The organism is Bradyrhizobium embrapense, from assembly GCF_001189235.2.
In the GTDB taxonomy this organism is placed as follows: domain Bacteria; phylum Pseudomonadota; class Alphaproteobacteria; order Rhizobiales; family Xanthobacteraceae; genus Bradyrhizobium; species Bradyrhizobium embrapense.
Map to the genome: position 1 here is coordinate 101,523 of NZ_LFIP02000011.1, position 14,737 is coordinate 116,259.

At 65.6% G+C, this 14,737-nt stretch carries 12 protein-coding genes; 7 read left to right on the forward strand and 5 right to left on the reverse strand.

Translation table 11 applies throughout. The features are described 5' to 3' along the window. Positions 1-282: 282 nt before the first annotated feature. The gene (locus tag AKN83_RS33075; RefSeq protein ID WP_050401512.1) at positions 283-1,404 is read right to left on the reverse strand and encodes an amino acid ABC transporter permease; all 1,122 of its coding nucleotides are present in this window, start codon (positions 1,402-1,404) and stop codon (positions 283-285) included. Between the two features lies 1 nt (position 1,405). Beyond that, positions 1,406-2,593, reverse strand: coding sequence for an amino acid ABC transporter permease (locus tag AKN83_RS33080; RefSeq protein ID WP_050401513.1), 1,188 nt, complete (start codon positions 2,591-2,593; stop codon positions 1,406-1,408). A 108-nt stretch (positions 2,594-2,701) separates the two neighbouring features. On the opposite strand from AKN83_RS33080, the gene AKN83_RS33085 reads away from it, so the two are divergent. The 4 genes from AKN83_RS33085 to AKN83_RS33100 all read left to right on the forward strand — a co-directional run bounded on the left by AKN83_RS33085 (position 2,702) and on the right by AKN83_RS33100 (position 6,833). Beyond that, the gene (locus tag AKN83_RS33085) at positions 2,702-3,577 is read left to right on the forward strand and encodes a MurR/RpiR family transcriptional regulator (RefSeq protein WP_050401514.1); all 876 of its coding nucleotides are present in this window, start codon (positions 2,702-2,704) and stop codon (positions 3,575-3,577) included. A gap of 5 nt (positions 3,578-3,582) precedes the next feature. Continuing rightward, positions 3,583-4,932: an aspartate aminotransferase family protein gene (locus tag AKN83_RS33090; RefSeq protein WP_050401515.1), complete on the forward strand. Its 1,350-nt coding sequence runs from the start codon at positions 3,583-3,585 to the stop codon at positions 4,930-4,932. 12 nt (positions 4,933-4,944) lie between these two features. Next, positions 4,945-5,955 (forward strand): amino acid ABC transporter substrate-binding protein, encoded by a 1,011-nt coding sequence (locus AKN83_RS33095; RefSeq protein ID WP_050401516.1) that lies wholly within the window; start codon positions 4,945-4,947, stop codon positions 5,953-5,955. Positions 5,956-6,200: 245 nt separating this feature from the next. Beyond that, positions 6,201-6,833, forward strand: coding sequence for an aspartate/glutamate racemase family protein (locus AKN83_RS33100; RefSeq protein ID WP_050401517.1), 633 nt, complete (start codon positions 6,201-6,203; stop codon positions 6,831-6,833). Between the two features lie 168 nt (positions 6,834-7,001). Here AKN83_RS33100 and AKN83_RS33105 read toward each other — a convergent pair whose 3' ends face one another. After that, complete coding sequence (locus AKN83_RS33105; protein WP_050401518.1) at positions 7,002-8,336, reverse strand: MFS transporter; 1,335 nt, start codon at positions 8,334-8,336, stop codon at positions 7,002-7,004. A 305-nt stretch (positions 8,337-8,641) separates the two neighbouring features. On the opposite strand from AKN83_RS33105, the gene AKN83_RS33110 reads away from it, so the two are divergent. Next, on the forward strand, positions 8,642-9,841 hold the full coding sequence (locus AKN83_RS33110; protein WP_430641594.1) for a multidrug effflux MFS transporter: 1,200 nt from the start codon (positions 8,642-8,644) through the stop codon (positions 9,839-9,841). Positions 9,842-9,947: 106 nt separating this feature from the next. Here the strand turns inward: AKN83_RS33110 and AKN83_RS33115 are convergent, their stop codons facing one another. After that, complete coding sequence (locus tag AKN83_RS33115; protein ID WP_050401520.1) at positions 9,948-10,367, reverse strand: DUF983 domain-containing protein; 420 nt, start codon at positions 10,365-10,367, stop codon at positions 9,948-9,950. 96 nt (positions 10,368-10,463) lie between these two features. Between AKN83_RS33115 and AKN83_RS33120 the strand changes: the two genes are divergently transcribed. Together AKN83_RS33120 and AKN83_RS33125 are read left to right on the forward strand one after the other, a co-directional pair. Further along, positions 10,464-11,840 carry an aminotransferase-like domain-containing protein gene (locus AKN83_RS33120; RefSeq protein WP_050401521.1) on the forward strand — a complete coding sequence of 459 codons (1,377 nt, stop codon included), beginning with the start codon at positions 10,464-10,466 and terminating at the stop codon, positions 11,838-11,840. Between the two features lie 176 nt (positions 11,841-12,016). Continuing rightward, complete coding sequence (locus AKN83_RS33125; protein ID WP_083992344.1) at positions 12,017-13,228, forward strand: serine hydrolase domain-containing protein; 1,212 nt, start codon at positions 12,017-12,019, stop codon at positions 13,226-13,228. Positions 13,229-13,498: 270 nt separating this feature from the next. On the opposite strand, the gene AKN83_RS33130 is transcribed toward AKN83_RS33125, so the two are convergent. Next, positions 13,499-14,731 (reverse strand): rhodanese-like domain-containing protein, encoded by a 1,233-nt coding sequence (locus AKN83_RS33130; protein WP_050401522.1) that lies wholly within the window; start codon positions 14,729-14,731, stop codon positions 13,499-13,501. Between the last annotated feature and the right edge of the window lie 6 nt (positions 14,732-14,737).

Genomic DNA, 14,737 nt, shown 5'->3' on the forward strand with positions numbered 1-14,737 from the left:
CGCGGCGCTCGGTCCAAGCAGGACAATGCCTACGCAAACAATGAATTTCTCTCATCGCGCGCGCTCGCGAATCCAATCGCCTTCAAGATAAGTTACGGGCGGAACAGCGCCAAGTGCACTCTGTGCCAGCCGCGCTCTGCGCCAGCCATGGGCCAAATTTTTGGTTGCCGCATCCTTAAGGCCAAAACGGGCCGTTGCAAAAATCAAAGCAGGAAGTTGCGGATACGCCCGCATCGGAGATGCAGCATGTGAGCGGAGCAAACGGCGGCGAGTCCAGATCGCTCAGTTCGTTCCGCGCTGCGCCTCAAGCCTGCGGCTGTAGCGTGACATCGCAAAGCAGAACACGAAGTAGATCACCCCGACGAAGATGTAGACCTCGACGCTGAAGGACTGCCAGGCCGGATCGACGATCGCGGTCTTGGCGGTGGTCAGGAGATCGAAAATGCCGATGATCAGCACCAGGCTGGTGTCCTTGAAAAAGGCGATGAAGGTGTTGACCAGCGGCGGGATGACGTGGCGGATCGCCTGCGGCAGCACGATCAGCGCGTTCTTCTCCCAGTACGACAGCCCGAGCGCGTCGGCGGCCTCATACTGTCCGCGCGGCACCGCCTGCAGGCCGCCGCGCACCACCTCCGCGAGATAGGCGCCGGCATAGAGGATGAAGGCGATCTGCGCGCGCAGCAGTTTGTCGATGTTGACGCCGTCGGGCATGAATAACGGGAACATCACACTCGCCATGAACAACAGGCTGATCAGCGGCACGCCGCGGATCAATTCGACATAGAGCACGCAGAGCGAGCGGATCGCCGGCAGCTTCGAGCGGCGGCCGAGCGCGACCAGGATGCCGAGCGGGAAGCCGAAGGCGAGCCCGAAGGTCGCGAGGATCAGGGTCACCGGCAGTCCGCCCCAGCGGTCCTGGGTGACGAAGCTGAGGCCGAGGAAGCCGCCCCACATCAAACAACCGATCACGATCAGGGCGGCGGCCCACAGCAGGAACAGTTCCTTGCGCCAGAAGCTGCGGCGGCTCGACACCGCGAACAGCGCGATGAAGATCACGACCACGAGTGCCGGCCGCCACTGCTCGTCGAACGGATAGGTGCCGAACAGGATGAAGCGGTACTTCTCGGGCACGACGGCCCAGCAGGCGCCGGCGCCGCGCAGCGCGCGGCAGGCGCTGGTGTCGTTTCCGGAGACGGTCCAGATCGCGTTGGCAATGCCCCATTGCCAGAGACCGATGAGCGCCTTGCCGAGCAGGAAAAGCATCACCAGCGTCATGATGCTGGACGGGATCGACGCGAACAGGTTGGCACGCAGCCAGGCGGTGAACTGACCGCCCAGCGCCCGGGGTGCGGGCCGTGGCGCGATCGGCAGCGGATCCTGCGGAAGGTGGGCGACCGAACTCATGTCAGCGCTCCATCAGCGCGATCCGCGCATTGTACCAGTTCATGAACAGGCTGATGCCGAGGCTGATGGTGAGGAACACCATCATGATCAGCGCGATCGACTCGATCGCCTGCCCGGTCTGGTTCAGCGTGGTGTTGGCGATCGAGACGATGTCCTGATAGCCGACCGCGACCGCGAGCGAGGAGTTTTTCGTCAGGTTCAAATACTGGCTGGTCATCGGCGGGATGATGACGCGCAGCGCCTGCGGCAGCACGATGTGCTGCAGCACGAAGCCGCGCTTCAGCCCGAGCGCCTTGGCGGCCTCCGACTGGCCGCGCGGCACCGCCTGGATGCCGCTGCGCACGATCTCGGCGATGAACGCCGAGGTATAGGTGACGAGCGCGATCAGCAGCGCGAAATATTCCGGCGCCAGGGTCAGGCCGCCGACGAAGTTGAAGCCGCGCAGCTCCGGCAGCGTGATGCTCCAGCTCGCGCCCACAAGCCACGATACCAGCGCGGGCAGCGCGACGACGAGCCCGAGCGCGTAAGGCCAGGTCGGCCGCGCGCGGCCATCGCGCATCTGCTGCGCGATCAGGCGGCGCCTGACGAGATGGAACGCGATGAGGCCTGCGACCAGCGCCAGGACCGTCCACCAATTGGCCTCATGCATCGGCACCGACGGCAGGATGAGCCCGCGGTTGGACAGGAACACGCCCTCGACCGGCTTCCAGGCCTGGCGCGCCGCCGGCAGCCCCTGCATCAGCACGTACCAGAACAGCAGCTGCAGCAGCAGCGGCAGGTCGCGCAGCACCTCGACATAGACGGCGGCAAGCCGCGCCAAGAGCCAGTTCGACGACAGCCGCGCGATGCCGACCAGCGTGCCGATCACGGTCGCCAATACGATGCCGATGACGGCGACCCGCAGCGTGTTGACGATGCCGACGATGAAGGCGCGCAGATAGGTGTCCTTCGGCGTGTAGTCGATCCACGAGTCCGCGATCGGCATGCCGGCTTCGCGGCCGAGGAAGGCAAAGCCGGTCGAGATGCGCCGCACCGAGAGATTGTGAACCGCGTTCGACCACAGAAAGGTGACGATCGCGACCGCGATGGCGACCACCAGGACCTGCCAGAACAGGCCGGCGACGCGGGGATCGCTGAGCGAAAGCCGCCAGTGTCGCGAGGGAGGGCGTTTCGGCGTCGATGTCGTCACAGCACAAGGATCCCGGTGAGAAGCGATCTTCTGCCATGCGCGAGAGCATATTCGGGTCTGCGCACTTCATATGTTGCACCAAATCAATGTTTGTGCAACATATGTTTCATGGCCCAGGCTCAGCCGAAACCATCGCCCCTGAACGAATTGTGCAGCGCATTGCCATCGCTGCCGATGCGTTTGCAGGAGGTCGGTCGGTTTGTCGCAGCCAATGATTACGACGCCACCACCCGCTCGATGCGCGAGCTCGCCTCGGTCGCCGGCGCCGATCCCGCCTCCTTCACCCGTCTGGCCAAGGCGCTCGGCTATTCCGGCTGGGACGAATTGCGCGCCGCACTCACCGAGGCGCGACGGCCGGCGCAAGGTTCGCCGTTCTCCGGCCGCGCCAAAAGGCGCCGCGGCGGGCCGAATGCCGACGTCAAGCTGGTGCACGACAAGCTGGAGGCCGAAGCTGCGGGGCTTGCGCGGATTTCCGCGAGCGCGATCGCGGACGCCGCGCGTGCGCTGCACGCTGCTAACCGGATCTGGATCACGGGCTTTCGCAGCTGCCGCAGCGTCGCGGAACTCTTGACCTACCAGCTTCGCCTGTTCCGCCCCGACGCCGTGCAGCTGGTCGGCGGTTCCGGCCCGTTCGATCTCGACCACGGCGCCTTCCGCGCCGACGACGCCGTGGTCGTGATCGGCTTTGCGCCTTACACCTCGGTGAGCGTCGAGACAGCGCGCGCGGCGCATCAGGCGCGCGCCACGCTGATCGCGATCGCCGATACCATCAGCGCGCCGATGGCCGAGGGCGCCGATCATCTTCTGCTGTTCGAGGCCGCCGCCTCGCCCGGCTTCTTCCCGAGCCTGACCGGCGCGATCGCGGTGGCGCAGTCGCTTGCCGCCGTCGCCTTCACGCTGGGTGGCGCAAATGCAAAACGCAAGCTGGAGGAGACCGAGGGCCGGCTTGCCGAGATGTCGCAATATTTCGTCGAGAAAGGATAAGTATCATGGCCGCCAACAAGAGCCGCGTGATGCATCGCAGCCTGCGCGAGACCCCACCGAAGGCGATTGGCGGTGAAGGTGTCTGGTTGATCGCGGAGGACGGCCACCGCATCCTGGATTCCTCCGGCGGCGCCGCGGTCTCGTGCCTCGGCCATCAGCACCCACGGATTCTTGCCGCGATCGCCAAGCAGGCATCAAAAATTGCCTATGCCCACACCGGCTTCTTCTCGTCGGAGCCCGCGGAAGAGCTCGCCGAACGGCTGGTCGGCCACGAGCCCGGCGGCCTCGGCTATGTCTATTTCGTCAGCGGCGGGTCGGAGGCGATCGAGGCCTCGATCAAGCTGGCGCGGCAATATTTCATCGAGCGCGGCGAGCCGCAGCGCGCCCGCTTCATCGCGCGCCGCCAGAGCTATCACGGCAACACGCTCGGTGCGCTGTCGGCCGGCGGCAATGCCTGGCGCCGCGAGCCCTATGCGCCGCTGCTGTCGCCCTCGTTCAGTCACGTCACCCCCGCTTTTGCCTATCACGAGAAACGCGACGATGAATCGGAGGCCGCCTTCGTCGCGAGGCTCGCCGCCGAGCTTGAGGCCGAATTCCAGCGGCTCGGCCCCGAGAACGTTGCCGCCTTCATCGCCGAACCCGTGGTCGGCGCCACCGCCGGCTGCGTGCCGGCGCCGGAGGGTTACTTCAAGGCGGTGCGCGAGATCTGCAACCGTCACGGCGCGCTCTTGATCCTCGACGAGGTGATGTGCGGCATGGGCCGCACCGGCACGCTGCATGCGTGGGAGCAGGAAGGCATCTCGCCCGACATCCAGGCGGTCGCCAAGGGGCTCGGCGGCGGCTACCAGCCGATCGGCGCGATGCTCGCGAGCGGTGCCATCGTCGACACCGTGCGCAACGGCTCCGGCGCGTTCCAGCACGGTCATACTTATCTGGCGCATCCGCTCGCCTGCGCCGCCGCGCTCGAGGTGCAGAAGGTGATCAGCGAGGAGAAGCTGCTCGACCAGGTCAAGGAGCGCGGCCGCCAGCTCGAGCAGCGGCTGATCGAACGCTTCGGCAATCACCGCCATGTCGGCGACATCAGGGGCCGCGGCCTGTTCTGGGGCATCGAGCTGGTGGCCGACCGCGGCACGCGGCAGTCGTTCGACCCCAAGCTGAAGCTGCATCAGCGGATCAAGTCCGCGGCGTTTGCCGGCGGCCTCGGCTGCTATCCCTCGGGCGGCACCGCCGACGGCCAGCGCGGCGACCATGTGCTGCTCGCCCCGCCCTATATCGCAACGTCCGGCGACATCGACATGATCGTCGAAAGGCTCGGCGCTGCGGTCGACAGCGCGCTCAGGGACATTGGACATTAGGAGGAGGACAGAATGTACAGGGCATTGATCACTGCAACCGTTCTTGCTGCAAGCATCACCGGCGCAAGCGCGGCGACGCTCGACACCGTCAAGCAGCGCGGCACGCTGGTGTGCGGCGTCTCGACCGGCTTTGCCGGCTTCTCGGCGCCGGACTCGCAGGGCAACTTCAAGGGCCTCGACGTCGACTATTGCCGCGCGCTTGCCGCCGGCGTGCTCGGCGATGCCAGCAAGGTGCGCTACGTAGCGCTGACCGCGCAGAACCGCTTCACCGCGCTGCAGTCCGGCGAGATCGACGTGCTCTACCGCAACTCGACGCAGACTTACTTGCGCGGCACCACGCTCGGCCTGCGCCAGGGCCCGGTCAATTTCTACGACGGCCAGGGCTTTGTGGTGAAGAAGGACCTCGGCGTGAAGGAGCTGAAGGATCTCAAGGGCGCCACCGTCTGCGTCGCGCAGGGCACTACGCATGAGGTGACGCTCGGCGACTACGGCCGCGCCAACGGCATCGACTGGAAGCCTTTGGTGTTCGATCGCCCCGACACCATGTACCAGACCTTCTTCGGCGGCCGCTGCGATGCCATGACCCAGGACGCCTCCGCGCTCGCCGGCGCAGTCGCGACCGCGGCACCGAAGGCCGACGACTATGTCGTGCTGCCGCAGACCATCAGCAAGGAGCCGCTCGGCCCGTTCACCCGCAACGGCGACGAAGTGTGGAGCGACATCATCACCTGGCTGCACTATGGCCTGGTCGAAGCCGAAGAGCTCGGCGTGACGCAGGCCAATGTCGACGAGATGGCGAAGTCGCAGGTCCCGGCGGTCCAGCGCCTGCTCGGCGCATCCGGCGATCTCGGCTCGCGGCTCGGCCTCGACAACAAATGGCTGGTCGGGGCGATCAAGGCCGGCGGCAATTACGGCGAGATCTTCGAGCGCAATGTCGGCAAGGCCAGCCCCCTGAAACTCGAGCGCGGCCTCAACGCCACCTGGAGCAAGGGCGGCTTGATGTACGCGATCCCGTTCAAATGATGATCTGAGAGATCTCGAATCTATCCCTTCCGTCATTGCGAGCGAAGCGAAGCAATCCATCGCGGCACAAGTAGAGAGATGGATTGCTTCGTCGCTATCGCTCCTCGCAATGACGAGGTTGATAGTTTCATAGCCTCTGACATCCCCCGCACGCGGGGGGAGCCCCCTCACCCTAACCCTCTAAGAGCGAGCTTCGCTCGTCTCGCCCCCGCGAAGAGCGGAGAGGGAGCAGAAGTAGCGACCCCATGCGCATCACGCTCATTCACGCCCTGAAGCACTCGATCGTGCCGATCGAAGCGTCATTCGCAAAGCATTGGCCGGAGGCGCGGCTGATGAACTTGCTCGACGACAGCCTCTCGGCCGACCTCGCGCGCGACGGCAAGCTCACCGAGCGCATGACCGAGCGGTTTCTTGCCATGGGCCGCTACGCGGTCAGCACCGGCGCTGACGGCATCCTCTTCACCTGCTCGGCGTTCGGCCCCTGCATCGAGGCGGTGGCGCGCGCGCACGCGCCGATGCCGGTCCTGAAGCCGAACGAGGCGATGATCGAGCAGGCGGCGGCGAAGGGGAAGCGCATCGGCCTGCTCTCGACCTTCCCGCCGACGCTGGTGTCGATGCCGCCGGAATTTCCGCCAGAGGTCACGCTGGTGCCGAAACTCGCCGAGGGCGCGCTGGCGGCGCTCGATCGCGGCGACCGCGCCGAGCACGACCGCATCGTGGTCGAGGCAGCCACGGATTTGCGCGACTGCGACCTGATCGCGCTCGCGCAATACAGCATGGCGCCGGCGGCTGAGCGCGTCACTGATGCCACCGGCCGCGAGGTGCTGACGACGCCCGACAGCGCGGTCAAGAAACTGAAGGCGATGCTTGGGGCATGATCCCCGTCATTGCGAGCCAACGGGTCGCGCGAACGCGCGCCCGATGACAGGTTCCGCGAAGCAATCCATTTTACCGCATACCCGGATCGATGGATTGCTTCGTCGCTTCAGCGCAAAATTGCTTTGCAACTCTGTCGCGAGATCCTCGCAATCACACAAAGTCGTCGCCTACGCGCCCGCATCATTCACATTCAGATCGACGCCTTGCGGATCCTTGATCGTCGACACCGCGATCAGCGAGATCAGCGCCAGCAGCCCGATATACACGCCGACCCGCCACGACTCGCCGTAGGTGCCGATGATCCATTGCGCGATCATCGGTGCGAAGGCGCCGCCGAAGATGGCGCCGAGCGCGTAGCCGATCGAGACGCCGGAATAGCGGACCTTGGCCGGGAACAGTTCGGCATAGAGCGCGGCCTGGGGGCCGTAGGACAGGCCGAGCGCGATGGTGAGGCCGACGGCGCTGATGAAGAACAGCAGGAGATTCTTGCTGTCGATCAGGAACCACATCGGCACCGCCCACAGCACCATCAGGCCGTAGCCGATCTGGAAGCAGCGCACGCGGCCGATCCTGTCGCCGAGGATGCCGCCGAGCAGCGTGAAGATGAACCAACTGACCGCCGCCAGCGTGCCGATCAAGAGCAGCTGCTCCGATGGCATCTTCAGCGTGTTGGCGCCGTAGCTGATGATGAAAGCGATCAGGATATATCCGGCCGCGTTGTTGGCCATGAAGATCAACGCGGTACGCAGGATCTCCTTGGCATGATTGCGCGTCAGGTCGCGGAGCGGCGCGGAGGATTCCTTGTGCCGGCGCTGCATCGCCTTGAACACCGGCGACTCCTCGACGGTGCGGCGGATCACGATGCCGACGACGATCAGCAGGATCGAGAGCAGGAACGGAATCCGCCAGCCCCACTCGATCATCGCCTGCTTGCCGAGCGTGGTGGTCAGCACCCACAGCACGCCGGTTGCCAGGATCATGCCGAGCGGCGTGCCGACCTGCGGAAACGAGCCGAAGAAGCTGCGCTTGTCGACGGGCGCCGACTCCACCGACATCAGCGCCGCGCCGCCCCACTCGCCGCCGGCCGAGAAGCCCTGCAGGATGCGCAGAAGAATAAGCAGTGCCGGCGCCCAGGCGCCGATCTGGGCATAGGTCGGCAGCAGACCGACCAGCGCGGTCGCAGCACCCATCAGCAGCAGCGTGACGACCAGCATGTTCTTGCGCCCGAAGCGGTCGCCGAGATGGCCGCAGACGATGGCCCCGAGCGGACGGAACAGGAAGGAGAGGCCGAGCGTCGCGAACGAGACGATCTGCGCCAACAGCGGATTGTTGGCGTTCATCGGCGCGAAGAACAGCGCACCGAACACCAGGCCGGCGGCCTGCGCGTAGACGAAGAAGTCGTACCACTCGATCGTGGTGCCGACCAGCGTTGCGGTGAGGACCTTGCGCTCCTCATCCGACAGCGTAGCGCCGCGCGAGCGCGCGGAGATTTCGATGGACATGTGGCCTCCCCAAACCCGTTCTTGGCCGTGCGGGCGCGGTCGGCGCGATGCGCCCGTCCCGCACGGATGCTGGTACCGGGATAGCAGAGGTTTTCGCGCGGCACGAGTTAAATAGTTGCAGCAGCAACGATAATGCGCGAGCCCGCGCGCCCCGGACCGGGCTACCTCACCCGTGACCGGCGGGCAGCCATCCCGAAACGCCGATTGTGCACCGCAACAAGATCGTTACGATGCGAGGATTCCCAAGAGGTTGCTAAGTGTCTGACATCAATGCCGATGCCTGGGTTTCCTCAGGCCACCGCCCGATGGGCTTTCCGGAATTCGTCGTCGTCATCGCCTCCATCATGGCGCTCAACCCGCTGGCGATGGACATGATGCTGCCGGCGCTGCCGAACATCCGCTCCGCGTTCCAGATCGCCGACGCCAATCGCCCGCAGATGGTGCTGTCGATCTTCCTGGTCGGCTTCGGCGTCGGCCAGTTCGTGATGGGCCCGCTGTCGGACCGCTTCGGCCGCCGCCCGGTGCTGCTCGGCGGCATGACCGTCTACACCATAGCCGGCCTGCTCGCGATCATGGCGCCCTCGTTCGAGACGCTGCTACTGGCGCGCGCGCTGCAAGGGCTCGGCACCGCCGCGACCCGCGTGATCGCGACCTCGATCGTGCGCGACTGCTACGCCGGACGGCGGATGGCGAGCGTAATGTCGCTGGCGATGATGGTGTTCATCGCGGTACCCGTGATCGCGCCGTCATTCGGCCAGGCCGTGATGCTGCTGACGCACTGGCGCGGCATCTTCGTGCTGTTGATGATCTACGGCGTGATCGCGCTGGCTTGGAGCGCAGTGCGAATGCCGGAGACGCTGCCTAAGGAGCTGCGCAAGTCGCTGGCAATCCCGGAGGTGCTGTCCGCGTTCCGCCAGACCGTCACCAACCGCCAGACGCTCGGCTATGCGCTCGCCGCCGGCGGCGTGCAGGGCTCGCTGTTTGCCTTCGTGTTCTCCTCGCAGCAGATCTTCACCGAGATCTTCAAGCTCGGACATTACTTCCCGGTCGCCTTCGCCGCCTGCGCGGTCGGCGTCGCGATCGCCGGCTTCCTCAATTCGCGCATCGTCGGCCGCATCGGCATGCGGGTGATCTCGCACGCCGCGCTGACCGGCTTTGCCGTGGTCGCCGGCGCGCTGTTCCTCGCGGTGAAGACCGACACGCTGTCGCTGGCGCTGTTCATGGTGCTGTCAGTCCTGATGATGTTCGCGTTCGGGCTGATGATGGCGAACTTCACGGCGCTCGCGATGGAGCCGCAAGGCAAGATCGCCGGCACCGCCTCCTCGCTCTACGGCACCATCACAACCCTGCTCGGGATCGGCGTCGGCACCACGATCGGCCAGGATTACGATGGCACGCTGCTGCCGTTCGCGACCGGCTTTTTCCTCTGCACGCTGGCGGCGCTCGCCGTGGTGCTGGTGACGGAGAAGGGCCGCATGTTCCGGCCGCATCATCATCCGATTTGACGGTACGTAGCCCGGATGCAGCGAAGCGCAATCCGGGACGGTTTTGCCTGCGGCACGAGCCCCGGATTTCGCTACGCTCCATCCGGGCTACGATTTTGAGATCGCGTCAGGCTTCGCGAGTCCGTCCAACGTTGGCCCGCACCGGCGCCGCCACCCGCCGCGTCGCCGCAAATCCCTCCATCCCGAGCTGCCATTGCAGCCCGACGATCGCGCCCTTGGTCGGCTGCAACAGGCCGAGTGCGCTGAACAGCGTGAACGGCAGCCAGATCGCGAGCTGCAACCAGGCCGGCGGCGCGTAGGTCATCTCCATCCACAGCAGCGCCGGCACCACGATGTGGCCGACCACGACGATCACGAGATAGGCCGGGAAATCGTCGGCGCGCTGCGGGGTGAAGTCCTCGCCGCAGACCTCGCAATGGTCAGCAACTTTAAGGAAGCGGCCGAACAGATGGCCCTGCCCGCAGTTCGGGCACTTCATCGCAAAACCGCGCAACATTGCCTTAGGCAGGGAAACCGTCTCGGTCATTGTCGTTTTCCTTTCGCCGTTGTCCTTGACCTGATCTGATGATCCATACAATATGCCCTATGTAGCATACAATCAAAGACAAAGCCGCTGGATTGCATGGATTGGATCCCTACAGTTTCGGAATGGCACGGCCCGATGTTCCTGCGCATCGTTGACGCGCTGGCGGCCGATATCGCGAGCGGACGTCTGGTGCGCGGCCAGCGGCTGCCGACCCACCGCGCGCTGGCGACGGCGCTCGGCATCGACCTCACCACGGTGACGCGCGCCTATGGCGAGGCTCGGCGGCGCGGGCTGCTCGATGCCCGGGTAGGTCAGGGCACCTTCGTTTCGGAGACCACCGCGCGCGCGGCGTCCGAGCTGGCAGCGCCCGTCAACATCGACCTTTCAATGAACCTGCCGCCGCAACCCGTCGAGGCCAATCTCGACCTGCGCATCGCACAGGGACTTGGCAACATCCGTTCCGAGGCCGGGTTTTCGGCCTATCTCGGCTATACGCGTCCGGGCGGCACCGCCGAGGAACGCGAGGCCGGCGCCGCGTGGCTGCAGCCGCGCGTGCCGAACGCATCGGCCGACCACATCGTGATCTATCCGGGTTCGCAGGCGATCATCTTCAACGCCCTGCTGGCGCTGACCTCGCCCGGCGACGTCGTGCTGACGGAGGCGTTGACGTTTCCCGGCATCAAGGCTGCCGCGGCGCGGCTCGATATCCGCCTCGTCGGCATTGCGATGGACGCCGAGGGCGCGCGGCCCGACGCGCTGGATGAGGCCTGCCGCAAGCACAAGCCGAAGGCGGTCTATCTGGTGCCGACGCAGCAGAACCCGACCACCGCGACGATGGGCGCGGCACGACGCAAGGCAATTGCGGACATCATCAGGAAGCGCGGCTGCGTCCTGATCGAGGACGACGTCTACGGCCCGCTCGAACCACAAATGGCGCCGATCGCCAGCTTGATTCCGGAACGCACCTACCTTGCCGCGAGCATCGCCAAGTGCATCGCGCCCGCATTGCGCGTCGCCTATCTGCTGGCACCGGACGCGAGCGCCGAGCAGCGGATGCGCGCCGGCATGCAGGCCACCATGCAAATGCCGCCATCGCTGATGGTCGCGCTGGTCACGCAATGGCTGCGCTCCGGCGTCGCCACTGAGATCATCCGCGCCATCCGCAACGAGGCGGCCGCGCGCCAGCAGCTCGCGGCCCGTTTCCTCAAGGGCGTCGCCTATGCGGCGCGGCCGGCGAGCCACCATCTCTGGATGCCGCTGCCGAAACATTTCGATGGCACCGACCTGCTGTCGCATCTGATGCGCAACGGCCTTGCCGTGGTCGGCGAAGATGCGTTCGCGACAGGCGACGCAGCGCCGCGCGGCCTGCGCGTCTCGCTGGGCGCCGCACGCAACCGCGCCGAACTGAGCCAGGCGCTGCAGGTGCTGTCGAATGCCGTGCGTTCGCCGGTCGGCGCCATGCAAATTGTATGAATTTCGACCATCGTCAGGGAATAAACTCGCTCGAAAATGATTATGGTGCGGGGACGTCTGCGCTAAAACCGCGGCGTTCGATGCAGCAGGCGGGGGCGGGCTTTTCAATGTCGTGCAGATATGTCGTGCGGACACTTCGCGGAGCGGCGAGTGCGATCGTGTGTCTTGCATTTGTCATGTCCGGCGTGGCGCACGCCACCGACGCCCCCGCCCAGTCGCCGGAGAAGCTCGAACGCATCACCGCGTTCTTCGACAACGAGGTTGCGACAGGAAAGATTCCGGGCGCGGTCATCCTGATCCAGCAGCACGGCAAGCCGGTCTACCTGAAAACCTTCGGCTATCGCGACGTCACGACCAAATCGCCGATGCGGCCGGACACGATGTTCGCACTGCATTCGATGACCAAGCCGATCACCAATACCGCCGCCATGATGCTGGTCGACGAAGGCAGACTGTCGCCGCAGGATCCGCTGTCGAAATACATTCCGGCCTTCGCCGACGTGATGGTCGGCATCGAGCCGGATGGCGGCAACGATCTCGGCAAGCTCGAACTGGTGCCGCCGATCCGCCCGGTCACGATCGAGGACCTGATGCGGCACACCTCGGGCATCACCTACGAATATATCGGCGCCGACTGGATCCAGAAGCTCTACCGCGCAGGCCATCTGTTCGACGGCAAGTTCGACAACAAGGAATTCGTGGCGCGGCTGGCCAGGCTGCCGCTGTCGCGGCAACCGGGCACGATGTGGCGCTACGGTCATTCCACCGACGTGCTCGGCCGGGTGATCGAGATCGTGACGGGCAAGTCGCTCTATCAGTTCGAGAAGGAGCGCATCTTCGATCCCCTGAAGATGAACGACACAAGATTTGTGCTCGATGCCGAGACCGAACGATCGCGGCTGGCCGAGCCGCTGCCCTCGGACACCATCCTGATCGAGGGGGAAAACGACCGGCGCGCGCACCCGGAGTGGGAATCCGGCGGCGGCGGCCTGGTGTCGACCATTCTCGATTACGCGCGCTTTGCGCAGATGCTGCTCAATGGCGGCGAGCTCGACGGCAAGCGCTATCTCAGCCCCACGGCCTTCAAGACCATGACCACGGACCATATCGGGCCGGGCTCCGGCGTCGGCCGCGACTATTGGTACTTCCCCGGTGACGGTTTTGGTTACGGCTACGGCATCGCCGTGCGCACCGACCCCGGCATTGCCAGGCCACCGCCGCCCGGCTCGATCGGCGAGTTGAAATGGGACAGCGGCAGCGGCACCTATTTCGGCGTCGATCCGAAGCTCGACATGATCTACATCATGCTCGAGCAGACCCAGAACGAGCGCCAGCGCATCACGCCGGCGTTCCGCAAGCTGGTCTACGACGCGTTCGGCCCGGACTAAACCACTATCAGCGCGTCCGTCATTGCGAGCTCCGCGATCTCTGGAATACTGAATTGCCCGCATGCGCATGGTCGAGTGATGACCATGCGAGAGACGTCTGCACGATTTCGGAATAATGGAAATATAACGCTGAGTTGCCCGACGAGTCAAGCCGCCATGTCGAACGCCGGCAGCCACCGGCTACTGTGCATGGGGTTGTTTTCGATATTTTGGCGGCGTGCCCCAACAACTCGGCACCCGTGCGGTCGCGCCGCCGTCACACTTCAGCGGCTAGATCACGTAAAACCCGTGCGTGCCGTCACGGCGCAGCTGGTCGACCAGGCCATACTCCCAATCGAGATAGGCCTGCATCGCCTGCTCCGCGACCCCGGTGCCTTCATAGGGACGCCGGTAGCGGTGCGCAGGATCGGGCCGCGGCACGACGCGCGGCGGTCCGACTTCGAGTCGGCCCTCATAGCCGCCGTCGAGCACATAGACCTCCCAGCCCATCTGCGCGAGCCAGGACGCCGTCATGTCGGCACGGATGCTCCTGTCGTCGGTCAGCACGATGCGCCCGCCGCGCACCGGGGCCGCCATGTCGATTTCCTGCACCAGCTGGCCGCCCGCATAATGCCGGAAACCAGCCAGATGCCCGGCGGCGTATTCCTCGGCGTCGCGCACATCGAAGCGATACAGCGTGCGCTGCGCATCACCTTGCAGCGCGGCGAGTTCAGCGGCGCCGATGTGACGGACGCCGGCGCGATAGGCCACGTCGCGTGCATTGTCGGCGGCGCCCTCGAACGGCCCGACGTCGCCGCGCTTGCCGGCGCCGTGCTCGAGCTGGTGTTTGGCCAGCGTCCAGCCGATCGTGCCGTTGCGCAGCGCCCGCACCTTGTTCGGCAGTCCGGCATTGATCAGCGATTGCGTGCCGATGATCGAGCGGGTGCGGCCGGCGCAGTTGACGATGATGGTGGTGTCGGGATCGGGCGCCGCGCGCCCTGCGCGCAGCACCAGCTCGGCGCCGGGCACGCTGACCGAGCCCGGGATGTTCATGGTGGCATATTCGTCGAACCGACGCACATCGAGGATCGCGATATTGGCCTTGTCCGAGATCAGCGCGGCGACCTCGTCGGCGCTCAGCGACGGCGTGTGCCGGCGCGACTCGACCAGTTCGCCAAAGGCCTTGGCGTAGGAATTGACGTCCTCGAATACCTCGTAGCCGGCCGCCTTCCAGCCCTGCAAGCCGCCGGCAAGGGCCGCGACGTTGCTGTAGCCAAAGGTGCGCAACTCGCCGGCCGCGGCAGCGACGAGGTCCTCGCCATTGTCATAGAGCACGATCGGCACGTCCTTGCGCGGCAGCCGCAACTCGGCTTCGAACGCGATCCGGTCCGCCGCCATGTTGGCGGCAAACAGCGGATGGCCGGTGGCGAAGTCCGCCTCGTGCCTGACGTCGAGCAGTGCAATCTCCTGGCGCAGCAGCAGCTTTGCACGGACGGTCTGGGGCGTGACGGAAGAAACTGTCATGAGATG